We start from the raw sequence: 21442 nt of genomic DNA on the forward strand, positions 1-21442 counted from the left end.
GTCAGTCTAGGTTCCGGGGCGCTTGAACTCCACCGGGCCGCCGTTCATCTGGATCGTCCCGTCCGCGTGGAGGACCGGGCGGCGTTCGGTCATGCGGGCGCTGTACGCCTCGATGTGGCGGATGGCCACGCCGTCCGGGGCGGTGAAGTCGACGAGGGCTATGGCCACCCAGTAGCGCGTCTTGGTGTTCTCGTACAGGGGGACCGTCACCGTGGAGCCGCGGCCGTCCGTGACGACCACGTGGGCGCCGAAGCTGCGGAAGGAGCCGAAGCCGTTGCTGACGGCCGAGTACGCGCAGAGGAGGACGTAGCCCTGCTGCTCCGGACGGGTGATGCGGAGGGTTTCGCAGCCGGGCTCGCGTGCGTCGCCGTCCAGTTTGATGAACGGGGGTTCGAGTAGTGAACCGAGGTTCTTGTAGTAGACGGCCTCGGTGTTCTTCTGCGAGGTCGGGCCGGTTTTGACCAGGGTGCCCGGTTCCGCGGCGCCGCCCCGCAGGGTCTGTGAGGCAGGAACGAACAAGGCGTAGAGGTCGAGGTCGGCGCCGCGCTTGCGGCGCTGCTCGCTGCCGCCGTCCCATTCCAGGGTGGCGGTGACCACCAGCTCGCGGTCCTGCTTGTCCAGGCTGATGGAGGCCTGGCCGCCCTTGTCCAGGCTGATCTTGCCGAGGGGGGCCTTGAGGAGGGAGGGGGGTGGCGGTGTGGGTGTGGGTGTGGGGGCCGGTGTGGGGGTGGGCGTCAGGGTGGGGGCCGGTGTGGGGTCCGGGGTTGCCACCGTTACGCCGAAGTCCGTGGCCAGGCCTGCCAGGCCGTCCGCGTAGCCCTGGCCGATGGCGCGGAGCTTCCAGTCGGTGCCCCGGCGGTAGATCTCCAGGAGGAGGACGGCCCGTTCGCCGTCGGTGAGCGGCGGCGGGAGGAACTCCACCGGATCAGCCGGTTCCGCGCCGGCCTGGGTGGCCTGTACGCGTACGTCGCTCACCTCGCGGAAGGTGCGGGCGGCGTCCTCGGGGTCGCAGCTCGCGATCAGGACCACCCGGTCCACGTCGGCGGGCAGGGCGGCCGGCTCCACCTCGATGCGTTCGGGCCCGGCGGTGTCGGCGGCGAGGTGGCGGACGGCTCCGGACTCGGCCGACGGCTGGTTGTAGAAGACCATGTCGTCGTCCGACCGGACCTTGCCGTCCGCCGTGACGAGGAGGGCGCTGAGGTCCACGGGAGCGCCCGTGCAGTGGAGGGAAGCGGTGAGCCGCTCCGCCGTGATGGCCGTGTTCCCGCCCTTGCCGAGCACCGTCATACCCGCACACCCCCATGCGTTCGAGACCACATCAACCGGGCCACTGTGCCACAGGGCTCCGCCCCCTTGGCCGCGATGCGGGCACATGGGATCGTCGGGGGATGGGCCAGTGGCTGGTGTGGGGTTGGGGGAAAGGGTTCGAGCGGCGGCGGGAGGAGGAGAGGGAGCGGCTGCTCGCGCGGCTCGCGGAGGCCGGGGTAGGGCCGGAGCCGGGGGCTGAGCCGGGGGCCGAGCCGGGGGTTTCGGGGGTGCCCGTGCCCGGGGGCGGGGTGTGGCCGGGGGCGTCGAAGTTCGAGGACGTGGGCGCCGTACGGCCTTCCGTGGCGCGAGCGGAGGACCGGCGGGACGAGTTCACGCCGCTGCTCGTCGAGTACTACGCCTACGGGCTGACCCAGGCCCGGAGCAGCTTCGCGACCAGCCAGCTGTTCGCCGGGGCGGGGGCGCTGATCCTGCTCTTCGGGGTGGGCCTGGCCGTGTGGAAGGCCGAGACCAGCGGGGACCTGTACCTCGGCATCGTGACCGGCTCCCTGGGACTGGTCGTGACCCTGATCGGGCAGCTGTTCCACCGGCGGGCCGACATCGCGCTCCGGCACATGGCCGACCAGACCGCCTCGCTGCGCGACGACCGGCGGGCCGCCGCGACCATGCGGCAGGCGATGGGGCTGCTCGGCGCCGTCGAGGACCGGGAACTGCGGGGACGGATCCAGGCCGGGCTCATCATGAAGCTGTCCGGGGCGGAACTGCCCCCGGCATAGTGGAGGTATGTGCCGTTCCATTAAGACCCTGCGCCCGCCCGCCATCCCCGAGAAGGCCACCGAGGAGGAGGTCCGCGCCGCCGCGCTGCAATACGTACGGAAGGTGTCCGGATTCCGCGCGCCCGCCGCGCACAACCACGACGTGTTCGAGGCGGCCGTGGACGCCGTCGCCGAGGCCACGGCGGCTCTGCTCGACGGCCTCCAGGTCCGGGGACAGGCCGCCGGCGCCGGCGTCTCGGCCTGACGCCGAGGGGGGCCGGCCGACGCGCTCGGAACCGTTGACAGAGGCCGGCGCGGCGCGGGGCGGGAGTGGGGAAGGTCCCGAGGAGGGCGGGGCCGACGGCCACCCCCGCAGTGGGGGGAGCGAAGGGTTCAGGCCGTCGAGCGCCGGCGCAGGAGCCATACCCCGGTGCCCAGCGCCCCGGCGGCGAGGGCTCCGCCCGCGACGATCTGCCCCGGGCTCATGGAACCGATGCTGCCGCCGGTCCCGCCGCGCGCGGCGCCCGAGATGACCTGCAGCGCGACGGTGACGCGCTCGCCGCCGGGGCCGCCGCACTCGAAGAGGACCCGGTGAGTGCCGGTGGAGGCGTTGCGGAAGACGGTGGCGCTTCCGAAGAGGTTGGTGGCCTCCAGGTTGCCCGGGGTCAGCCGTACGTCGCCGAAGGCGGTCGAGGAGGCCCTTCCGGTCTTGGTGCCGCAGCCCGCGACGTTGAGGGCGACGCGGCCGCCGGGGGCGACGGTGCTGGGGGAGACGGTGGCGGAGGGGAAGGCGTGGGCGAGCGTGGCGGGGGTGACGGCGGCGACGGCGAGGGCCGCGGCGGCGAGGGCTGCTGCGCGTCGGCGGGTGCCGGTGCCGGTGCCGTGCCGGCTGCTGTGCGGCTGGGTGGGTGAGGCGGGGGGCTTGGCGGGCGGCGGCGTTGCGTGCATGGAGAGAACTCCTCGGACTCCTCGAAACGGCGCGGCCAGGGCACGGATGTGACGCGGATTCGGTTGCGCACCGTGCTGTGGACGCTAGGAGCCCGAACGCAGCGCGGCGCGCGGGGCCGGGTGAACGGGTGAGCCACTGCTCCGCCCGGGGGAGCCGAACCGCTGCGCTGGGCCGGCTGCGTGGTGGGGTGCGGTGCAGCCGGGTGGGGCCGGGCGGGGCCACCCTCCGCCGGCACCCCCACCCGCACCGGCTGCGTCGGCGGGGGGCGCCCAGCTCAGCCCTTCGCGTGCACGGGGTGCGAGTGGGCGGGGCCAGGGCCGCTGCGCGGGGCCTCCTGGGCTCCGCCCAGACCCGCTCCTCAAACGCCGGAGGGGCTGGGTATGCCCGGCCGACCACGGGTCATGGGGCGGCGGCCTGGCCCTGCTCGGCCTGCCCGAACCGGTGGGCTCGGCCCCGGGGTGGGGCTCGTCAGGGCGAGGTGGGTGCGGTGGTGGTTACGTTGCCGGTGTGGGGCGGCGGATGAGGAAGGCCGCCAGGGCGCCTGCGGCGAAGAGCGCTACCAGCGAGAGGGCGGTGCCGAGCCATTGGGTGCCCAGCCATTGGGTGCCGAAGTAGCCGAGGGCCACGCTGTAGCCCGCCCAGGCCATGCCCGCCAGGACCGACCACGGCAGGAAGTCCTTCACCTTGCGGTGGGTCTTGCCCGCGCCCAGCGACACCACCGAGCGGCCGGCCGGGGCGAAGCGGGCGATCACGACGAGGGCACCGCCGCCGCGGGCCAGGGCCGTGCCCAGGCGCTCGTGGGCCCGGGTCAGGCGGCGGGAGCGGGCGATGGCGCGGTCCAGGCGGGCCCCGCCGCGCCGGGCCAGCCGGAACGCCGCCATGTCACCCAGCACCGACGCGGTCGTGGCGATCACGAGCAGGGCGAGGATGTCCGGCACCTGGGTGGTCACCGGTACGGGCCCCGCCGCGCCGGCAGCCGCCGCGGCAGCCGCCGCGGTGATCACCAGGACCCCGCTCGGCAGGACCGGAAGGAAGACGTCGAGCACGACGGACACCGCCACCACGGCGTAGATCCATGGGCTCGCGGTCAGCGACCCCAGAGTCTCAAACAAGGCGGGACTCCCCAGTCCGGTTGACGTGCTGCGGCATGAAGCGCCGCGACGTCGCGGGGGAGCGGCAGGAGCGGCTGACAGCCATACAGCGTACGCCCGGCGGCCGCCCCCTGAACCCCCGGGGGCGCCCCTCGCCTCAAGTGTGTCAACTGTGCCACCGGCTACGCCGGCTCGGTGAGCTCCCGGTCCAGCAGGGTCACGAGCTCGGCGCTGCTCCGGCTCCTTTTGCGCGCCTGCTGCAGCTGAAGCCGCGCCGTCCGGGCCGAGAGGGTCAGTGTCATCAGCTGGTTCCCGAACCACGGCCCACCCGTACGCCGCCAGCTCAGCGGCGGCCGGCCCGTGCGCCCGTGGCGGGTGAAGCCGCGGCCCAGCCACCGGCCCGCCCGCGACCAGCCCAGTCGGAAGCCCCACTTCACCGCGGTGTGGATGGAGTTGTGCACGGGCGAGCACGTCAGCTGGAACACCCGTGCCGTCGTGGGTATTCGGGGCTCGGCGACGTACGCGTGGTGCACGTCCCCGGACAGGACCGCCACCGTCGCCGGTGCCCGCGGTCCCGTCGCCACCTCCTCGATCAGGTCCGTCAGCATCGCGAACGAGGCCGGGAACGCCGCCCAGTGCTCCAGGTCGCTGCGCCGGCGCAGGTTCTCCCCGATCCGGGCCCACCGCGGCCCGCGCTCCCCGCGGCAGACCGCCGCGTTCCACGTCTCGGCGTCGTGGATGAGCGGCGGCATCAGCCACGGCAGCGAGGACCCGATCAGGAGGTGGTCGTAACCGCCGTGCCCGGCCAGGGCGTTGTCGCGCAGCCACTGCCGCTCGGCCGGGTCGAGCATGGCCCGCCCGTCCTCGGCCAGCACCCGCGCAGCCCGGGTGTCCACCATCAGCAGCCGGGTCCGGCCGAAGTCGCGCCGGTAGCTCCAGCGCACCGTGGCCGGATCGGCGTCCGCCGCGGAGGCGAAGGCCCGGAGCGGCTCCGTGCCGTCGGGGGTCCGGCGTATCTCCGCGTACAGCGGGTCGGCCTCCAGTTCGGCGAGCGAGAGGTTGCCCAGGTGCTGGTGGACCCAGTACGACATCAGCCCGCTGAGCACCCGCTCCCGCCACCACGGAGTCGCCCGCATCTCCGCCAGCCAGGCCTCGCTCGTGTTCCAGTCGTCGATGACGTCGTGGTCGTCGAATATGTGCAGGCTCGGCACCGTCGACAGCAGCCACCGGATCTCCGGATCGAGCCAGGACTCGTAGTAGAGCCGCGTGTACTCCTCGTAGTCCGCGACCTGCGCGCCCGGCGCCTCCCGCAGATCCCGGCGGGCGGCCAGCCACGCACGGGTGTCCTCCGACAGCGCGTCCGCGTACACCTGGTCGCCGAGCAGCAACAGGAGATCCGGGCGCACCGCCTCGGGGTCGGCGGCCAGCCGTGCCGCGAGGGTGTCGAGGGCGTCCGGACCGTGCCGCCCGTGCCGTCCCGCGGGCGGCGCGGCCTGCCGGCAGGAGCCGAAGGTGACGCGTAGCCCGGGCCCGGGCCGGCCGGAGCTCACCGAGCCCACCACCGCGGGGGTGCTGATGGTGCTCGCCGGGAAATGGCTGTCGGGCAGCGGCCACACCCGCACCCCGTCGAGGAGCACCTCGTACTCCGTCACCGCCCCCGGGCTCAGGCCCGTCACCGGTACGAGCGCGTAGTGATGGCCGGCTATCTGGAAGGTGCGCACGCTGCCGCCCGCCCCGTCCGCGCACCGCACCTCGGCCGTGCACGGCCGGTCCGCCTCGACCCATATGGTGGCCGACCGGCCCGTATCCCAGTCGACGTGGCGCAGCAGTGGCCCCAGACGCAGTCCGGCCATGGAACTCCCCCTCCTCCGTAGCCCTTTGGATCACGGTACGACGGGGAGGGGGAGCCGCGCCTCCCCCTGGCGGGGGAGAGGCAGGGGAAAGATCAGCAGCCGTTGAGGACGTTCACCAGCGCGGTCTTCTCGGCGGAGTCCATGCTGAGGCCCCAGTACTGCTTCACGTGGACCCACATCCGCGCGTACGTACAGCGGTAGGAGGTCCGCGAGGGCAGCCACTCGGCGGGGTCGAGGTCGCCCTTGGCCTGGTTGACGTTGTCGGTGACCGCGATGAGCTGCGGTCGCGAGAGGTCGTTGGCGAACTGCTGGCGCTTGGAGGTGGTCCAGGAGTTGGCCCCGGAACGCCAGGCCTCGGAGAGCGCGACGACGTGGTCGATGTCGAGGTCGGAGGCGGCGGTCCAGGTGGCGCCGTCGTACTCGGAGTACCAGCTGCCGCTCACCGCGGCGCAGGAGGAGTCCTGGACGACGTTGACGCCGTCCCGCTTGAGGACGGTCTCGCGGGTGTTGCACGAGCCGGAGACGGTGCTCCAGTGCGGGAAGAGGTCGCGGCTGTAGCCGGAGCCGGAACCTTCCGCCCGCGGGGTGACCGTCGCCAGGTACGAGCGGGCGGCCGAGGCGCTGATGGGGGTGGGCGGGGCGGCCTGGGCGGTGGGCGCGGTGATGAGGGAGGTGAGCGCGGCTATCGCCGCGGCTGACGAGAGCACGCCAATTCGACGCGCGTAGATGTTGGACATGAGTGCCATGAGGGGCTCCCTGGGTGGGGGGACGTGGCCGTGCGGCCCCGGGTGGGGCGCGGCCATGCTGTCGGCGCCGGGTTTCGCGGGGATGGGCGCCAGGTGACAGCCTGGCGACATGTGCACGTCACATCAAGTCGTACAAGCCCCTTGTTTCAAACGGAAGTTGAGATTCCGGAACGAAGGGGAGGGATGGCCGGGCGAGTTCGGGACCAAAGGTCCATTACGGGCGGGCGCGGGCGTCGCGTACCCTGTACGGAGCAGAAGGGGAGTAGCTCTTCGCCGGACCGTCGACATACTGCTGGGTCACTCCAGCCGGCGCCCGGAGGCAGGCCGCGGAAGCGGTCGGCCAGCGAGACCTTCGGCCGCAGTGTCCTGTCCATGTGGAAGCGCGTTCGTGCGCGCGTACGCAAAACCAGGGCGCCGCCGAGCCGAAGCGACCCCTGACACACCCCAGGTCTCTCGGTGCCGCTGGCGTCCTGCCCGACCGATCGAGGTTCCACCCCGTGTTCAGCTTCAGCGTCATGGCGATCGCCTTCGGCGTCGTCTTCCTCGCCGAACTCCCCGACAAGACGGCCCTCGCCGGCCTGATGCTCGGCACCCGATACCGCGCCTCGTACGTCTTCGCGGGCGTCGCCGCCGCCTTCGCCGTGCACGTCGCGCTGGCCATCGCCGCGGGCAGCGTGCTCACCCTGCTCCCGCACCGGCTCGTCCAGGCCGTCGTGGGCGTCCTCTTCCTCGCGGGCGCGGCGATGCTGCTCCTGAAGAAGAACGACGAGGACGAGGAGGTCAAGCCGCCCGCGGACCAGTCCTTCTGGAAGGTCTCCGGGGCCGGGTTCATGCTGATCCTGGTGGCCGAGTTCGGCGATCTGACGCAGATCATGACCGCCAACCTCGCCGCCCGCTACGACAACCCCGTCTCCGTCGGCCTCGGTGCCGTCCTGGCCTTGTGGGCGGTCGCCGCCATCGGCATCCTCGGTGGGCGCACCCTGATGAAGTACGTGCCGCTGCGGCTGATCACCAAGGTGGCGGCGGGCGTGATGGCGGCGCTGGCGGTGTTCTCGCTGTACGAGGCGATCGCGGGCTGACGGCCGCTCTCGGGTGCCGGGCCGCTCGGGGGGTGCGGCCCGGCACCCGTTGATCCGGTGGCCCGCGGCGGCCCACCGCCGCTGCCCGCCGCCGGGCACCCCCTCTTCTCGTTCACATGTTCTCGTTTCTGCTTCACCAATCCGTGTGCCCCATAGCGCTACGCCCCGTGGATTCTCATGCCCGCGGCCGTGGGTGGGTGGCCGATTTCCGGCCACGTGCGGCTTGTGGGGAAGGGGGGCGGCCCGGTGTCTCGGCCACGCTTTCTGTTCGTGTCAGGGGTTGACGTCGCGCGACGTCAGACCTCGGGGGGTAATTCCGGCCAGGACGGCGCGGGGGCCGCACCCGACGCCGTGACCTGGCGTCTGGTCGGTGCGAACAACCACGAACTCGGTCGCAGCCCGCGGGTGCACAGCAGCCTCGCGGCCTGCTGCGCCTCCGTCGAGCGGTTGCGGGCGGAGGCCGAGCGGGGGACCGCGATGGTGGTGATGTCCTCCGGGGCCAGCGCTGCCGCCACCACTGCAGTGGCCACGACCACCGCCACGAGCACTGCCACCGCCGCCGGCAACGGCAATCGGCGCCTGGACCTGGCAGCTCACGCTCGACGACACCTGCGTCGCCGTCGCCGTACGCACCTTCCGCCGCCAGCGCGAGTGCCGGCACAGCCTCCAGCTCTTCCTGGCCGCCGTCACCGAGGCGCAGGTCGCCTCCGGCGTCAGCTACACCCGGCGGCTGCGCGGCCTGCGCCTGCCCGGTGCCGGGGACGCGCCCGGCCTGGCCGTCCGCGGGGGTGGCCTGCTGTGAGCACCGCGACCACCCCGACCACCACCGTGGTCGACGCCACCCCCGACCCCGGCACCGCGCCCCGGCCCCTCGCCAAGGGCGGCGACCCCGCCGACCGGTTCTTCCGCGGATCCGCCCGCGGCTCCGGCGCCGCCGTGCTGCTCATCATGTCCCTCGTCGGCGTCTTCCTCGGCGGCCGCGCCCTGGAGGCCCTGCGCGACGCCGGCCCCGCCTTCCTGACCGCCGCCGCGTAGGAGCCGGACTCCCACAACTTCGGCATCGCCGCGGTCCTCACCGGCACCGTCCTGATCGGCGTCGTCGCGATCAGCTTCGCGCTGCCGCTCGCCGTCGGCACCGCGCTGTACATCACCGAGTACGCGCCGCGCCGCCTCAAGCAGACCCTCATCAGCCTCGTCGACCTGATGGCCGCGGTGCCCAGCGTGGTCTACGGGCTCCGCATGCACGAGCTGATCCCGGGCGCCGAACTGGCCGGCGAGGTACTGCTCGACGGCGAGGACGTGTACGCACGCGGCCGCCGGCTCGCGGACGCCCGCTGGCGCCCTCTCGGGCGGTCCGCAGCAGCGGCTGTGCATCGCCCGCTCGCTGGCGGTCCGGCCGAAGATCCTTCTGATGGACGAGCCCTGTTCGGCACTGGACCCGACCTCGACGCGCCGCATCGAGGAGACCATCCGCGACCTGGCCGACGAGGTCACCATCGTGATCGTCACGCACAACATGCAGCAGGCGGCCCGGGTCTCCGACCAGTGCGCGTTCTTCCTCGCGGAACAGGGCACTCCGGGCCGGATCGTCGAACACGGTCCCACCGGGGCCATGTTCTCCACCCCCTCCGACCCCCGCACGTCGGACTACGTAGAGGGCCGCTTCGGCTGAAGCGGGGGGTGCCGGTCCCCGGTCAGGCGGCGGAACCCGTCGTCGCGACCGCCGATGCCGTCACCATCACCGTCACCTCGATCGATCCGTCCGCGGTGGCCGTCACGCGCAGGGAGCGGAGGTCCTCCGCGTGGGCCGTCGGGGTGTGGGCGGCCGCACGGGGGCCGATCCCTATGACGCGCATGCCCGCCGCGCGGCCCGCGGCGATGCCGGCGGCCGAGTCCTCGAACACGATGCAGTCGGCCGGGTCCACGCCCAGGGCGGCGGCGCCCTTGAGGAAGCCCTCCGGGTCCGGCTTGCTGGCCCCGACGGACTCGGCCGTGACCCTGATCTCCGGCATCGGCAGGGCGGCCGCGGTCATCCGGGCCGTGGCCAGGGCGGCGTCGGCGGACGTCACCAGGGCGTGCGGGAGGCCGGCGAGGGACGCCATGAACTCGGGGGCGCCGGGTACGGGGACCACGCCGTCGACGTCGGCGGTCTCGCGGGCGAGCATCACCGCGTTCTCCGCGTGGTTGACCTCCATCGGGCGCTCCGGCAGGAGCACGGCCATGGTGGCGTAGCCCTGGCGGCCGTGGACCACCTTCAGGGCCTCCTGCGGATCCAGCCCGTGGGACACCGCCCAGTCGCGCCAGCAGCGCTCGACCACCGCGTCGGAGTTGACGATCGTCCCGTCCATGTCCAGGAGCAGGGCCTTGGCGGTCAGGACTACGGGTGCGGTGGTGGTGGTGCTGGCCGGCATCGGCTGGGCTCCAGACGGGCGGGAAAAGAGAACAAGTGGTTCCGTCCACCGGTCAGGGAGTGAGGACGGAACCACTTTGTTCCACCACGATACAAAAAGAGCGCGGTCTACGCCAATCGCCGGCCGGAGCCGCCGACGGCGCGGGCCTCACCCCTCCAGCGCCCGGCGGGTGATCGGACCGTAGACGCCCCACTCCTCGTCGATGTCGTTGTTGAACTGGAAGGTCGACACGGCGTTCTCCACGCGCCAGTCGAACTTGCCGTTGATCTTGTACGAGAACAGCCCCTGCGCCGCCAGCAACCGCTGCAACTTCTCCACCTCCGGGCCCGAGTCCCCGTAGCGCAGGGTCGGCGCGGACGTGGCCGGCGGCTTCGACGGGCTGGGCGAACGGCTCGCACTCGCCGACGGACTCGGCGGAGCGGACGTCGCCGAACGCGAGGCACTCGGCGACGGCGACTTGGACGGGCTCGGCGACGCGGAACGCGAAGCCGACGCCGAGGCGGACGCACTCGGGGAGGGGGCCTGCGAAGACGTGGCCGGGGCGATCGCCGGGGGCGCCGACGCCTTCGCGTCCAGCAGGGCGGTATCACTGCCGGCGGACTCCGGCAGCACCCACACCGCGAGGGCCGTCCCGCCGAGGGCCACCACCGCCGCAGCGCCCAGCAGCAGCGGCAGCAGCCGCCGCGACGCCCGACCGCCGAGCCGCTTCTCCGGGCCCCCGCCCCCGCCCCCACCCGTTCCGCCATCCGATCCGGCCGCCGCACCCGGGAACGCCGGGAACGCGGCGGTCGCCGCCCCGGGGAACCCCTCGGCCGCGGGGAACGCCGCAGTCGCAGCGGTCGCACCCGCCACCGGGAACTCCGCGGAGGCGGAGGCCGGCACCGTGCCCTCCGCCGGGATCGCGGGGAGCTGGACGGTCTCCGCCGCGTCGCCCGAGGACAGCGCGGGCCCCGAGGGCTCCGCGGCATTCGGCCACGGCTGCGCCGGCGGCGCCCCGGGTATGCCGTACGGCGGGGTGCCGTCGGGTGCCACGGCCGCCGCGACCACGCCCGTCACCGGCTGCGGGGGCAGCGGGGGCTCGGGCTCGCCCGGGTCGGGCAACGTCACGTACGGGCGGATGCGCAACGGGTTGAACCCCGCATCCGGCGCACAGCCGCAGCCGGCACCGACGACGGCGCCGCAATCCGGACAGTGTTCACCGCTCACTGGAATCCCTCCCTGGCCACTGCCAGCGATTATCCAGACGCGTCAAGGCCCGCCCAACCGTCCGACAGGCCATAACCGGACACACCGCTCAGGATGGAGATGTTGATCCGGCCTGAGACCTGAGGAGGAGTCGATGGCTCAGGATGTGACCACGGAGGCCATGGACCCCGGTCCCGGCCCGGAGAATCGCGGCCCCACCGCCGAGCACGCATCCCGCGAGGTACTCGTCTCCATCGGCGCCCTGCTGCTGGGCCTGCTCATCGCCGCCCTCGACCAGACCATCGTCTCCACCGCCCTGCCGACCATCGTCAGCGACCTCGGCGGCATGGCCCACCTGTCCTGGGTCGTCACCGCCTACATGCTCGCCTCCACCGCGGCCACCCCCCTGTGGGGCAAGCTCGGCGACCAGTACGGGCGCAAGAAGCTCTTCCAGTACGCCATCGTCCTCTTCCTCATCGGCTCCGCCCTCTGCGGCCTCGCCCAGAACATGCCGCAGCTCATCGGCTTCCGAGCCCTGCAGGGCCTCGGCGGCGGCGGACTGATGGTGCTGTCGATGGCGATCGTCGGCGACATCGTCCCGCCCCGCGAACGCGGCAAGTACCAGGGCCTCTTCGGCGCCGTCTTCGGTGCGACCAGCGTGCTCGGCCCCCTCCTCGGCGGCGTGTTCGTGGACCACCTCTCCTGGCGCTGGGTCTTCTACATCAACCTCCCCATCGGTCTCGTCGCGCTCGTCGTCATCGCCGCCGCCCTGCACATCCCGGTGCGTTCCTCGAAGCACCGCATCGACTACCTCGGCACCTTCCTCATCGCCTCCGTCGCCACCTGCCTCGTGCTCGTCGCCTCCCTCGGCGGCACCTGGGGCTGGGGCTCGGCCCGGATCGTCGGCCTCGCCGTCCTCGGCGCCGTCCTGCTCGCCGCCTTCCTCTTCGTGGAGCGGAAGGCCGCCGAACCCGTCCTGCCGCTGAAGCTCTTCCGCATCCGCACCTTCACCCTCTGCTCGGTGATCAGCTTCGTCGTCGGCTTCGCCATGTTCGGCGCGATGGTCTACCTGCCGACCTTCCTCCAGGTCGTCCAGGGCGTCTCACCGACCATGTCCGGCGTCCACATGCTGCCGATGGTGCTCGGCATGCTGATCTCCTCCACCGCCTCCGGCCAGATCGTCAGCCGCACCGGACGCTGGAAGGTCTTCCCGATCGCCGGCACCGCCGTCACCGCGGTCGGCCTGCTCCTGCTGCACCAGCTGCACCGCACCACCTCCACCTGGGAGATGAGCGCCTACTTCTTCGTCTTCGGCGTCGGACTCGGCCTCGTCATGCAGGTACTCGTCCTTGTCGTGCAGAACGCCGTCAGCTACGCCGACCTCGGCGTCGCCACCTCCGGTGCCACCTTCTTCCGATCCATCGGGGCCTCCTTCGGCGTCGCGATCTTCGGCACGGTCTTCACCAACCGGCTCGACGACAAACTGGCCACCGCCCTCGCCGGCGTCCAGCTGCCGACCGGCGCCGGCGTCAAACAGCTGGAGGCCGACCCCCGGTCCATCACCGTGCTCCCCGCGGAGCTGCGCCCCCGCGTGCTCGACGCCTACGCCACCGCCATCACGGACGTGTTCCTGTACGCCGTGCCCGTCGTCCTGATCGCCTTCGTGGTCGCCTGGTTCCTCAAGGAGGACAAGCTCCGCGGCTCGGTCACCGCGCCCGACGTGTCCGAGACCCTCGCCTCCAACCCCGTCCAGCGCTCTTCCCGCGACGAGGTCGCCCGCGCGCTGTCGGTCCTCGGCACCCGCGAAGGCCGCCGTCACGTCTACGAGAAGATCACCGAGAAGGCCGGCTACGACCTGCTCCCCGCCGCCAGTTGGCTGCTGCTGCGGATCAACAAGTACGGCTCCGCCGAACCGGCGCTGCTCGCCGAACGCACCATCGTGCCGCTCAAGGCCATCACCGACGCCGCCCGCCAGATCGAGGAACGCCGCCTCGCCGTCCGCGACGGGCTGCCGCTCGTCCTCACCGACCAGGGCCGCGAGGCCGCCGCCAAGCTCTCGGCCGCGCGCCAGGAATCCCTCGCCGAGCTGCTCGGCGACTGGTGGGGCCCGGACCGCCCGACCGATCTGGACAAGCTGGTGCGCGAGATCAACGCGGAGCTGTGCGGATGCGACGCCGAGGAGCCCTACGACGCCGCTCCCCGGCGGGACCACGCCGCGCACTAGACGACGGCGATCAGACGAGCCGCTTCTCGAACCAGACCTCGGCGTACGCGCCGGCGTTGTACGCGGGTATTTCCCGGTACCCGTGCCGCGCGTACAGCGCCCGCGCCTCCACGAGGTCCAACCGGGTGTCCAGCCGGACCCGCTCCGCGCCCAGCGCGCGCGCCTCCGCCTCCAGGACCTCCAGCAGCGCCGCCCCGCCGCCGGTACCGCGGGTGCGCGGGTCGACGTAGACCCTGGAGAGCTCGGCGGTGACCGGGTCGAGCATCCGGAAGCCGCCGCACGCCAAGGGCTCGCCGGCCAGTCGGCCGACGACGAACTGGCCCGTTGGCGGGATGAGCCCGTCGGCAGGGAATTCGAGGATGCCCTGGTCGATCTCGGCCTCGGTCACGGACCGTTTCCAGTACCGGCCGGCGACCTCGGCGTAGTACGCGCGGAGGAGGACGACGGCATCGGGGGTGTCGTAGTGCTCGGGAACCACGGTCCAGGTGCCGGTGTTCGTGTTGATCGTCTTTGTGTCCATGGCGCCATTGTGGAGTCCGCGGCGGATCTCCCGCGTGGAATATCCACAGGCACGGACCGATGATGAGAAAAAGGGAAAATAGTGCAAATGGAGGGTGGAATGCCATGTCCAAGCATCCTGACGCCGTCCTGGTCCGCCGCGGCTACGAAGCCTTCTCCAAGGGCGACCTGGAGACGCTGAGCACCCTGTTCACGGCCGACGCCATCCACCACGTCCCGGGCAACAACCCGCTCTCCGGGCACCACAAGGGGCGGGAGGCCGTCATGGACCTCTACCGCCGGCTCGGAGAGGAGACGAAGGGCACCCTCCGGATCGACCTGCACGCGGTGCTGGCGGACGGGCGCGGGCACGTCATGTCGTTCCACACGGCGCGCGCCGACCGCGGCGACCGCGGGATCGAGGTCCAGGAAGGCCTCTTCTTCACCATCGTCGGCGGCAAGATCACCGACATCGACCAGTGCACCCAGGACATCGACGAGGAAGACGTCTTCTGGAGCTGACGAGCGACGGTGTGAGACCGGAGGCCCGGGACGCGCGCCCCGGGCCTCCCGCCGTCTCAGGCCTTCTTCGGCGCCGCCTGCTGCACGACCTCGAACGACCACACCGAGGACCCGGAAGCCGCCGGCTTCGGCCGCTCGCCGCCTTCGCCGCCACCCTGCCCGCCGCCCTGGTGGGCCGCCTTCATCGGACCCTCCATCCACGCCTGGAAGTCCGCCTCGGACCGCCACCGCGTGTACACCAGGTACTGGTCGGTGCCCTCCACCGGGCGCAGCAGCTCGAACCACTCGAAGCCGTCGGAGGACTCCACGGCCCCCGCCCGAGAGGCGAACCGCTGCTCCAGCACCTCCCGCTGCTCGGCGGGTACGGTCAGCGCGTTGATCTTCACGATGCTCATGCGGGCCATCCTAGGTATCCGACCCGGGATATCGTCGTCCGGGTAATGAACAGCGCGGTATGAAACGCGGTATGAAGCGCGGCAGCCAGGCGAAGTCAGGGTTGCGGTCAATTGGGCGGGAGGCCGGCGAGGCGTGGCTAACGCGGCGGAGCACAGTGGTGGACACGGACATGCCGGGGTCATAGGCGGTCGCGACAGGCTCGGGGCCGCACGCCTGCTCCTGTGGGCATTGGCGGGCGTGCTCGGCGTCAGACAGGCCGCCTCCGTGCTGAGCGTGCCACCCGGCGAGTGGCTGAGCGGGTTCCACCTCCCCGGCAGCCTGCCGGGCACGCTGTACGACACCGGCCAGTTCACCGGCACGCCCTTCGCCGGGCTGGTGCTGAAGCCGTTCACGGCCCTCGCCGCCCCCTCGCTGGAGGTGGCCTGGACCTGCGTGACGCTGCTGTTCGTCGCCGCCATCGGGCTCGTCGCCGCGCGCGGCCTGCCCGACCCCGTCCCGCGGCGCACCGCGCTGCTGGCCGCGCCCGTGCTGACCGCGCTGCTGATGGTGTCGCTGCCCGTACGCGAGGCCGCCTCGCCCGGGCAGACCGCCGTGCTGCCCGTGCTGCTGGTGCTCCTGGCCGTCTTCCGCGTGCCCGGCGAGCGCCCGGCCGGCTTCCTCCTCGGCCTCGCCGCCGCCCTGCAGCCCGCGCTGCTGCTGTTCGCCCCGCTGCTCTGGCTGTCCGGGCGCCGCCCCACCGCGCGGACCGCCGCCGTGACCTTCGCCGGAGCCACCGCGCTGTCCTGGGCGTCGCTGCCGCGCGACTCGTGGACGTACTGGGTGGACCACCTGGGCGGCAGCGGCCTCGGCGGCGCCCCCGACGGGCTCGCCAACCAGTCCCTGCACGGCGCGCTGCTGCGCTTCGGGCTGACCGGGCCGGTCGAGATCCTGCTCTACGTCGCCCTCGCGGGCGCCGTCGTGTTCTTCGGGCTGCGCCGCGCCGCCCGCTACGCCCGCGACGGCCAGCTGCTGCTCGCCGTCGCCATCACCGGTTGCGTGGCCGTCGCCGTGGCCCCGACCGGCTGGCGCCACCAGCTGCTGTGGGTGCTGCTCGCGGTGGCCGGCAAAGTCGGCAAGCGGGCCGCGGACCGGCCCGTGTGGCCGGTGGCCGTGGTCCTGGCGATGAGCCTGCCGAGCGCGGTGCTGCTGCCGAACCTGGCCGCGCTGGCGCCCGTACGGGACAACGTGCTGCTGCTGACCGCGCTGGCGGCGGCCTGCGCCGTACCGTTCCTGCCACGTTCCTCGCCGTACTGGCGCGAGCCCGTCCCGACCGCCTACGGCCGTCCCGCGGCCGCCCGGTGGGCGCGGGTGCCGCTGCTGCCGTTCTGGCGGCGCGTGCTGTCCCGCCCCAACCTGCTGCTGGAACTGCTGCTGATACGGGTCGGCTACTCCCTGTACTCGCACATCCGGGCCGCGGCCCCCACCAGCCGCTCGCTCGCCGAGGGCAACGGCAGCCAGCTCCTCGGCATCGAGAAGGTGCTCGGCATCGACATCGAGCACGCCGTGAACCTCGCCGTGGTGCGAACGCCCTGGCTGGAGGCGTTCTTCAACTTCTACTACACCTCCTTCCACTTCGTCGTCCCGCTGGCGATCCTCGCGGTGCTCTACTGGCGCCGACCCGGCGACTACCGCTGGGCCCGGGCCTCCCTGGGCCTGGCCACCGTCCTCGCGCTCATAGGCTTCTGGCTCTACCCGCTCGCGCCGCCGCGCCTGATGCCCGGGCTCGGCTTCATCGACACCGTGCACGGACCGCAGGACCTCGCCAACCCCTCGTACGGGGCCATGACGGCGATCTCCAACCAGTACGCGGCGATGCCCTCGCTGCACTTCGGCTGGTCCCTGTGGTGCGGGGTCGTGATCGTGGTGCTGGCTCCGAAGGGCTGGCAGAAGCTCCTCGGGGCGCTGCACCCGCTGATCACGGTGTGCGCGATCGTGGCCACCGCGAACCACTGGGTGCTGGACGCGGTGGGAGGTGCGGCCGTCATCGCCGCCGGCTTCGGCCTCGTGTACCTGTTGTCGGGGCCGCGCAGGCTCCAGCTGACGGTGCCGGTGCAGCGGACCGGGTCCGCGGAGGGCTCCGACCAGCAGGTCAAGGCCCCTGCCCGGACGTAGGCACCGCTGCGCCCGGCCTAGGCGGCCGGCGGGATGTTCTGGTTGAGGCGGAACAGGTTGCCCGGGTCGTAGCGCCGTTTGAGTTCCCTCAGCCGGCGGTACTTCTCGGGCCCGTACGCCTCCCGGACCCGCTCCTCGCCCTCCTCCATCAGGAAGTTCGAGTAGACCCCCGTCCGGTGGGGCGCGAGCGCCGACCACAGGCCGCGCGCCCATTCCCGCTCCTGCTCGAAGCCCTCGGGGCCCTCGCAGGTGCCGTTGATGTTGATGGTGTGGCCGGCGCCGCGCCCGCCGAAGGCCGTCTCGTCCTCGCCGACACCACTGATGGCGCCGCCCAGCTGGAAGATCGGGAAGGCGGTGAACGGGGAGACGATGCGCGCCGCGTGCTCCGCGACGGTGTCGATCACCTCGTCACCGAGCCGGTCCACGTCGCAGGACTTGAAGTAGTACCAGCGGCCGTGCGGGAACGAAGCGTCGAACATGGCCTGGTGCTCGGTGAACGGCTTCGGCACGCACAGGTCCAGTACGGGCGGCGGCCCCCACCCGCGCAGCGCCCGCAGCACCTCCTCGCCCTCCTCGACCGGGCCGGCGTAGCAGCACACCACCATGACCACCGGTTTCCCGTGCAGCTCCGCCGGTACGAACGGCAGCGGCGGCGCCTTGCGGTGCATCACGGCCGTCGTCAGGTCGTCCGGCACGTCGGTGATCCAGTCGCGGTAGAAACGCATCAGCCGGGCCGAATCCGCCATGTTCCAGACGATCGGACCGGCAAGGACGACGGGCCCGACCGGGTTGAGCCGGAACTCGAACTCGGTGACGACGCCGAAGTTGCCGCCGCCGCCCCGCACGCCCCAGAAGAGGTCCGGATTCTCGTCCTCGCTCGCCTTGAGGAGCGTGCCGTCGGCGGTGACCAGGTCCACCGAGAGCAGCTGGTCGATGGTGAGCCCGTACTTGCGCATCAGCCAGCCGATGCCGCCGCCGAGGGTGAGCCCCGCCAGCCCGGTGTGGGTGACGATCCCGGCGGGCACGGCCAGCCCGAAGGCCTGCGTCTCGTGGTCCAGCTCGCCGAGGAGCACCCCGGCCTGGGCGCGGACGGTGAGGGTCGCGGGGTCGACCCGGATGCCCTTCATCAGGGAGAGGTCGATGACGAGGCCGTCGTCGCACACCGACTGGCCGGGGAAGCTGTGCCCGCCGCCGCGCACCGCGACGGGCAGCCCGGCCGCGGGGCCGGCGGGGCCGGCGCAGCGCACGGCGGCGATCACGTCGGCCGCGCCGGTGCAGTAGGCGATGAGGGAGGGGTGGCGGTCGATGGAGCCGTTCCAGATGCGCCGGCCCTCTTCGTAGCCGCTGTCGCCGGGCCGTACGAGGGGGCCCCGGAAGGCCTTGGCGAGCTCGTCGAACGCGGTGGCGGACATGGTGTCTCCTCACCCGGGATGGCGGCGGGTGGCGGCGGATGACGGCGGAACGCCGACGGGGTGCCGGGGTGGAATGACACACCGCCCCGGCACCCCGTCGGTGGATCGCCGCGTCCTGTCAGGATCCGCCCGCCCCGGCACGAGCGCCACTCGGGGCCGACGGACGGCAGGGGCCGGGGCGTGGGAGGAGGCGGCCCCTGCCGTCCTGGTTCACGGGTCAGCCGCGGCTGACCCGGAGCTCCTTGATGCCGTTCAGCCAGGCCGCGCGCAGGCGGCGCGGGGCCTCGCCGGTCAGGCGCAGGTCCGGCAGGGCGTCGGCCAGCGCGTTGAAGATCAGGTCGATCTCCATCACGGCCAGCGACTTGCCGAGGCAGAAGTGCGGACCGCCGCCGCCGAAGCCCAGGTGCGGGTTCGGGTCGCGGGTGATGTCGAAGGCGTCCGGGTTCTCGAAGACCTCGGGGTCGTGGTTGGCGGAGGAGTAGAACATCCCCACCCGGTCGCCCGCCTTGATCTTCTGGCCGCCCAGCTCGGTGTCCTGGGTGGCGGTGCGCTGGAAGGACACCACGGGGGTGGCCCAGCGGACGATCTCCTCCGCGGCGGTGGACGGGCGGGTCGCCTTGTACAGCTCCCACTGCTCGGGGTGGGTCAGGAAGGCGTGCATGCCGTGGCTGATCGCGTTGCGCGTGGTCTCGTTGCCCGCGACGGCCAGCAGCAGCACGAAGAAGCCGAACTCGTCGGAGCCGAGGTTGCCCTGGCCCTCGGCGGCCACCAGCTGCGTCACGATGTCCTGGGCCGGGCACTCCTTGCGCTCGGCGGACAGGTTCATCGCGTAACCGATGAGCTCCACCGCCGCGTTGGAGCCGACCTCCTCGGTGATCGCGTACTCGGGGTCGTCGTACGCGATCATCTTGTTCGACCAGTCGAAGATCTTGGCGCGGTCCTTCTGCGGTACGCCGATCAGTTCGGCGATGGCCTGGAGCGGGAGTTCGCAGGCCACTTGGGTGACGAAGTCGAAGCTGCCGTCGGCCGAGGCGGCGACGGCCTCCTCGACGATCTTCCGGGCGCGGTCGCGCAGGGCTTCCTCCAGGCTGCGGATCGAGCGCGGGGTGAAGCCGCGCTGCACGATCTGGCGCACGCGCGTGTGTTCCGGCGGATCCATGTTCAGCATGATCAGACGCTGGGCATCTATCGCATCACGCTGGATGTGCTCGTTGAAGCGGATGATCGCCGTGTTGGTGGTGGAGGAGAAGAGCTCCGGGTGCGTGGAGACGTACTTGACGTCCGCGTGCCGGGTCACGACCCAGTAGCCCTCGTCGTCGAAGCCGGTGACACCCCGGGGCTGCGGGCACCACCACACCGGTGCGGTCTGCCGGAGTTCCGCGAACTCCGGCAGCGGGACGCGGCTTTGGAGGAGGTCGGGGTCGGTGGCGTCGAAGCCTTCGGGCAGCGCGGGGCAGGACATCGGGCGACTCCAAAGTCTGACGGCCCATCAGAAGTTGGCTTGAAGGTAGTAACGAGTTCTAGATGTGACAAGGGTCGGCGCAGCACCTGTTGCGTGTGGAATCCGTGCAGGCCGCGTGCAAGACCCTTGCGTGGCGGGCCCCCAGGTCATAAAACTGCGGGGAGAACTAGAACGCGTACTAGTTCGGGCGGGGCGCCGGGACGGCCCGCCGCGCCGGCACAGTGCAGGAGAGGACGAGCTCATGGCCGCGGAACCCGTCATCGTCGAAGCCGTACGCACCCCCATCGGCAAGCGCGGGGGCGCGCTCGCCAACCTCCATCCCGCCTACCTGCTCGGCGAGACCTACCGCGAACTGCTCGCCCGAACCGGAATCCAGCCCGACTGCGTCGAACAGATCGTCGGCGGCACCGTCACCCACGCCGGCGAGCAGTCGATGAACCCCGCCCGCAACGCCTGGCTCGCCATGGGACTCCCGTACGAGACCGCCGCGACCACCGTGGACTGTCAGTGCGGCAGCTCGCAACAGGCCAACCACATGGTCGCCAACATGATCTCCGGCGGGGTCATGGACATCGGCATCGCCTGCGGGGTCGAGGCCATGAGCCGAGTCCCCCTGGGCTCGGGATCCAAGCACGGCCCGGGCAAGCCCTTCCCGGACGAGTGGAACGTCGACCTCCCGAACCAGTTCGAGGCCGCCGAGCGCATCGCCCGCAACCGGGGCCTGACCCGCGAGGACGTCGACAAGCTCGGGGTGCTCTCGCAGGAGCGGGCCGCCACCGCCTGGGCCGAGGAGCGCTTCAAGCGCGAGACCTTCGCCGTGCAGGTGCCCACCACCGAGGAGGAGCAGGCCGCCGGACAGGGCATGTGGCGCCTGGTCGACCGGGACGAGGGCCTGCGCGACACCAGCATGGAGGGCCTGGCCCGGCTCAAGCCGGTCATGCCGACCGCCGTGCACACCGCCGGGAACTCCTCGCAGATATCCGACGGGGCCGCCGCCGTGATGTGGGCCTCCCGCAAGATGGCGCGGGCCCTCAAGCTCAAGCCGCGCGCCCGCATCGTCGCCCAGACCCTGGTCGGCGCCGACCCGCACTACCACCTGGACGGGCCGATCGACGCGACGCGGGCCGTGCTCGGCAAGGCCGGGATGTCCCTCAAGGACATCGACCTCGTCGAGATCAACGAGGCCTTCGCCTCCGTCGTCCTCAGCTGGGCCCAGGTCTTCGACCAGGACCTGGAGAAGGTCAACGTCAACGGCGGCGGCATCGCACTCGGCCACCCCGTCGGCGCCACCGGCGCCCGACTGATCACCACCGCGCTGCACGAGCTGGAGCGCCGCGACAAGGAATTCGCGCTGATCACGATGTGCGCGGGCGGTGCGCTGGCGACGGGGACGATCATCCAGCGCCTGTGAGCGCGTGAGCTAGTGAGCGTCGCGCGAGCGC

Annotated in this window: 20 protein-coding genes and 1 pseudogene; 9 read left to right on the plus strand and 12 right to left on the minus strand. The window is 72.2% G+C overall.

Annotated features, from left to right (window positions below; translation table 11 throughout):
• Positions 1–6: 6 nt before the first annotated feature.
• Positions 7–1287 carry a TerD family protein gene (locus tag OG625_RS26780; RefSeq protein WP_329386056.1) on the minus strand — a complete coding sequence of 427 codons (1281 nt, stop codon included), beginning with the start codon at positions 1285–1287 and terminating at the stop codon, positions 7–9.
• Between the two features lie 101 nt (positions 1288–1388).
• On the opposite strand from OG625_RS26780, the gene OG625_RS26785 reads away from it, so the two are divergent.
• Together OG625_RS26785 and OG625_RS26790 are read left to right on the plus strand one after the other, a co-directional pair.
• Positions 1389–2042, plus strand: coding sequence for a TRADD-N-associated membrane domain-containing protein (locus OG625_RS26785; protein ID WP_329386058.1), 654 nt, complete (start codon positions 1389–1391; stop codon positions 2040–2042).
• A gap of 7 nt (positions 2043–2049) precedes the next feature.
• Positions 2050–2286, plus strand: a complete 237-nt coding sequence (locus OG625_RS26790; RefSeq protein WP_329386060.1) for a DUF2277 domain-containing protein — start codon at positions 2050–2052, stop codon at positions 2284–2286.
• Between the two features lie 128 nt (positions 2287–2414).
• Here the strand turns inward: OG625_RS26790 and OG625_RS26795 are convergent, their stop codons facing one another.
• The 4 genes from OG625_RS26795 to OG625_RS26810 form a co-directional block, all read right to left on the minus strand.
• Positions 2415–2969, minus strand: coding sequence for a hypothetical protein (locus OG625_RS26795; RefSeq protein WP_329386062.1), 555 nt, complete (start codon positions 2967–2969; stop codon positions 2415–2417).
• A 495-nt stretch (positions 2970–3464) separates the two neighbouring features.
• On the minus strand, positions 3465–4082 hold the full coding sequence (locus tag OG625_RS26800; protein WP_329386064.1) for a DedA family protein: 618 nt from the start codon (positions 4080–4082) through the stop codon (positions 3465–3467).
• 161 nt (positions 4083–4243) lie between these two features.
• Entirely contained in the window at positions 4244–5914 is a 1671-nt protein-coding gene (locus OG625_RS26805) for an alkaline phosphatase D family protein (protein WP_329386066.1), read from the minus strand.
• A 92-nt stretch (positions 5915–6006) separates the two neighbouring features.
• Positions 6007–6651 carry an HNH endonuclease family protein gene (locus OG625_RS26810; RefSeq protein WP_329390975.1) on the minus strand — a complete coding sequence of 215 codons (645 nt, stop codon included), beginning with the start codon at positions 6649–6651 and terminating at the stop codon, positions 6007–6009.
• A 506-nt stretch (positions 6652–7157) separates the two neighbouring features.
• Here OG625_RS26810 and OG625_RS26815 point away from each other — a divergent pair.
• Entirely contained in the window at positions 7158–7739 is a 582-nt protein-coding gene (locus OG625_RS26815) for a TMEM165/GDT1 family protein (protein WP_329386068.1), read from the plus strand.
• Between the two features lie 296 nt (positions 7740–8035).
• On the opposite strand, the gene OG625_RS26820 is transcribed toward OG625_RS26815, so the two are convergent.
• Positions 8036–8269, minus strand: coding sequence for a hypothetical protein (locus OG625_RS26820; protein ID WP_329386071.1), 234 nt, complete (start codon positions 8267–8269; stop codon positions 8036–8038).
• A 268-nt stretch (positions 8270–8537) separates the two neighbouring features.
• Between OG625_RS26820 and OG625_RS26825 the strand changes: the two genes are divergently transcribed.
• On the plus strand, positions 8538–8774 hold the full coding sequence (locus OG625_RS26825; RefSeq protein ID WP_329386072.1) for a hypothetical protein: 237 nt from the start codon (positions 8538–8540) through the stop codon (positions 8772–8774).
• A 295-nt stretch (positions 8775–9069) separates the two neighbouring features.
• A pseudogene (locus OG625_RS26830) lies at positions 9070–9411 on the plus strand (phosphate ABC transporter ATP-binding protein); the annotation flags it as partial.
• Between the two features lie 22 nt (positions 9412–9433).
• Here OG625_RS26830 and OG625_RS26835 read toward each other — a convergent pair.
• Together OG625_RS26835 and OG625_RS26840 are read right to left on the minus strand one after the other, a co-directional pair.
• Positions 9434–10150 (minus strand): HAD-IA family hydrolase, encoded by a 717-nt coding sequence (locus tag OG625_RS26835; RefSeq protein WP_329386074.1) that lies wholly within the window; start codon positions 10148–10150, stop codon positions 9434–9436.
• Positions 10151–10297: 147 nt separating this feature from the next.
• Positions 10298–11257 carry a peptidoglycan-binding domain-containing protein gene (locus tag OG625_RS26840; protein ID WP_329386077.1) on the minus strand — a complete coding sequence of 320 codons (960 nt, stop codon included), beginning with the start codon at positions 11255–11257 and terminating at the stop codon, positions 10298–10300.
• A 232-nt stretch (positions 11258–11489) separates the two neighbouring features.
• Between OG625_RS26840 and OG625_RS26845 the strand changes: the two genes are divergently transcribed.
• Positions 11490–13559 carry a DHA2 family efflux MFS transporter permease subunit gene (locus OG625_RS26845; protein WP_443067778.1) on the plus strand — a complete coding sequence of 690 codons (2070 nt, stop codon included), beginning with the start codon at positions 11490–11492 and terminating at the stop codon, positions 13557–13559.
• 10 nt (positions 13560–13569) lie between these two features.
• On the opposite strand, the gene OG625_RS26850 is transcribed toward OG625_RS26845, so the two are convergent.
• Positions 13570–14079 (minus strand): GNAT family N-acetyltransferase, encoded by a 510-nt coding sequence (locus OG625_RS26850; RefSeq protein WP_329386079.1) that lies wholly within the window; start codon positions 14077–14079, stop codon positions 13570–13572.
• A gap of 104 nt (positions 14080–14183) precedes the next feature.
• Here OG625_RS26850 and OG625_RS26855 point away from each other — a divergent pair, with 104 nt between their 5' ends.
• Positions 14184–14579, plus strand: a complete 396-nt coding sequence (locus OG625_RS26855; protein WP_329386082.1) for a nuclear transport factor 2 family protein — start codon at positions 14184–14186, stop codon at positions 14577–14579.
• A gap of 56 nt (positions 14580–14635) precedes the next feature.
• Here OG625_RS26855 and OG625_RS26860 read toward each other — a convergent pair whose 3' ends face one another.
• Positions 14636–14974, minus strand: coding sequence for an antibiotic biosynthesis monooxygenase family protein (locus OG625_RS26860; protein ID WP_329386084.1), 339 nt, complete (start codon positions 14972–14974; stop codon positions 14636–14638).
• A 133-nt stretch (positions 14975–15107) separates the two neighbouring features.
• On the opposite strand from OG625_RS26860, the gene OG625_RS26865 reads away from it, so the two are divergent.
• Entirely contained in the window at positions 15108–17126 is a 2019-nt protein-coding gene (locus OG625_RS26865; RefSeq protein WP_443067779.1) for a bifunctional glycosyltransferase 87/phosphatase PAP2 family protein, read from the plus strand.
• Positions 17127–17143: 17 nt separating this feature from the next.
• Here the strand turns inward: OG625_RS26865 and OG625_RS26870 are convergent, their stop codons facing one another.
• Together OG625_RS26870 and OG625_RS26875 are read right to left on the minus strand one after the other, a co-directional pair.
• Positions 17144–18538: an FAD-binding oxidoreductase gene (locus OG625_RS26870; RefSeq protein ID WP_329386086.1), complete on the minus strand. Its 1395-nt coding sequence runs from the start codon at positions 18536–18538 to the stop codon at positions 17144–17146.
• 217 nt (positions 18539–18755) lie between these two features.
• Positions 18756–20000 carry a cytochrome P450 gene (locus OG625_RS26875; protein ID WP_329386088.1) on the minus strand — a complete coding sequence of 415 codons (1245 nt, stop codon included), beginning with the start codon at positions 19998–20000 and terminating at the stop codon, positions 18756–18758.
• Positions 20001–20241: 241 nt separating this feature from the next.
• Between OG625_RS26875 and OG625_RS26880 the strand changes: the two genes are divergently transcribed.
• Positions 20242–21411 (plus strand): steroid 3-ketoacyl-CoA thiolase, encoded by a 1170-nt coding sequence (locus OG625_RS26880; protein ID WP_329386090.1) that lies wholly within the window; start codon positions 20242–20244, stop codon positions 21409–21411.
• Positions 21412–21442 lie beyond the last annotated feature (31 nt).

The organism is Streptomyces sp. NBC_01351 (genome assembly GCF_036237315.1).
Lineage (GTDB): Bacteria > Actinomycetota > Actinomycetes > Streptomycetales > Streptomycetaceae > Streptomyces.

Coding starts and splice junctions, on each gene's coding strand:
- OG625_RS26780 (WP_329386056.1), bottom strand. CDS start 1,287: ATGACGGTGCTCGGCAAGGGCGGGAACACGGCCATCACGGCGGAGCGG.
- OG625_RS26880 (WP_329386090.1), top strand. CDS start 20,242: ATGGCCGCGGAACCCGTCATCGTCGAAGCCGTACGCACCCCCATCGGC.
- OG625_RS26785 (WP_329386058.1), top strand. CDS start 1,389: ATGGGCCAGTGGCTGGTGTGGGGTTGGGGGAAAGGGTTCGAGCGGCGG.
- OG625_RS26870 (WP_329386086.1), bottom strand. CDS start 18,538: ATGTCCGCCACCGCGTTCGACGAGCTCGCCAAGGCCTTCCGGGGCCCC.
- OG625_RS26795 (WP_329386062.1), bottom strand. CDS start 2,969: ATGCACGCAACGCCGCCGCCCGCCAAGCCCCCCGCCTCACCCACCCAG.
- OG625_RS26875 (WP_329386088.1), bottom strand. CDS start 20,000: ATGTCCTGCCCCGCGCTGCCCGAAGGCTTCGACGCCACCGACCCCGAC.
- OG625_RS26835 (WP_329386074.1), bottom strand. CDS start 10,150: ATGCCGGCCAGCACCACCACCACCGCACCCGTAGTCCTGACCGCCAAG.
- OG625_RS26860 (WP_329386084.1), bottom strand. CDS start 14,974: ATGAGCATCGTGAAGATCAACGCGCTGACCGTACCCGCCGAGCAGCGG.
- OG625_RS26790 (WP_329386060.1), top strand. CDS start 2,050: ATGTGCCGTTCCATTAAGACCCTGCGCCCGCCCGCCATCCCCGAGAAG.
- OG625_RS26810 (WP_329390975.1), bottom strand. CDS start 6,651: ATGTCCAACATCTACGCGCGTCGAATTGGCGTGCTCTCGTCAGCCGCG.
- OG625_RS26805 (WP_329386066.1), bottom strand. CDS start 5,914: ATGGCCGGACTGCGTCTGGGGCCACTGCTGCGCCACGTCGACTGGGAT.
- OG625_RS26855 (WP_329386082.1), top strand. CDS start 14,184: ATGTCCAAGCATCCTGACGCCGTCCTGGTCCGCCGCGGCTACGAAGCC.
- OG625_RS26845 (WP_443067778.1), top strand. CDS start 11,490: ATGGCTCAGGATGTGACCACGGAGGCCATGGACCCCGGTCCCGGCCCG.
- OG625_RS26850 (WP_329386079.1), bottom strand. CDS start 14,079: ATGGACACAAAGACGATCAACACGAACACCGGCACCTGGACCGTGGTT.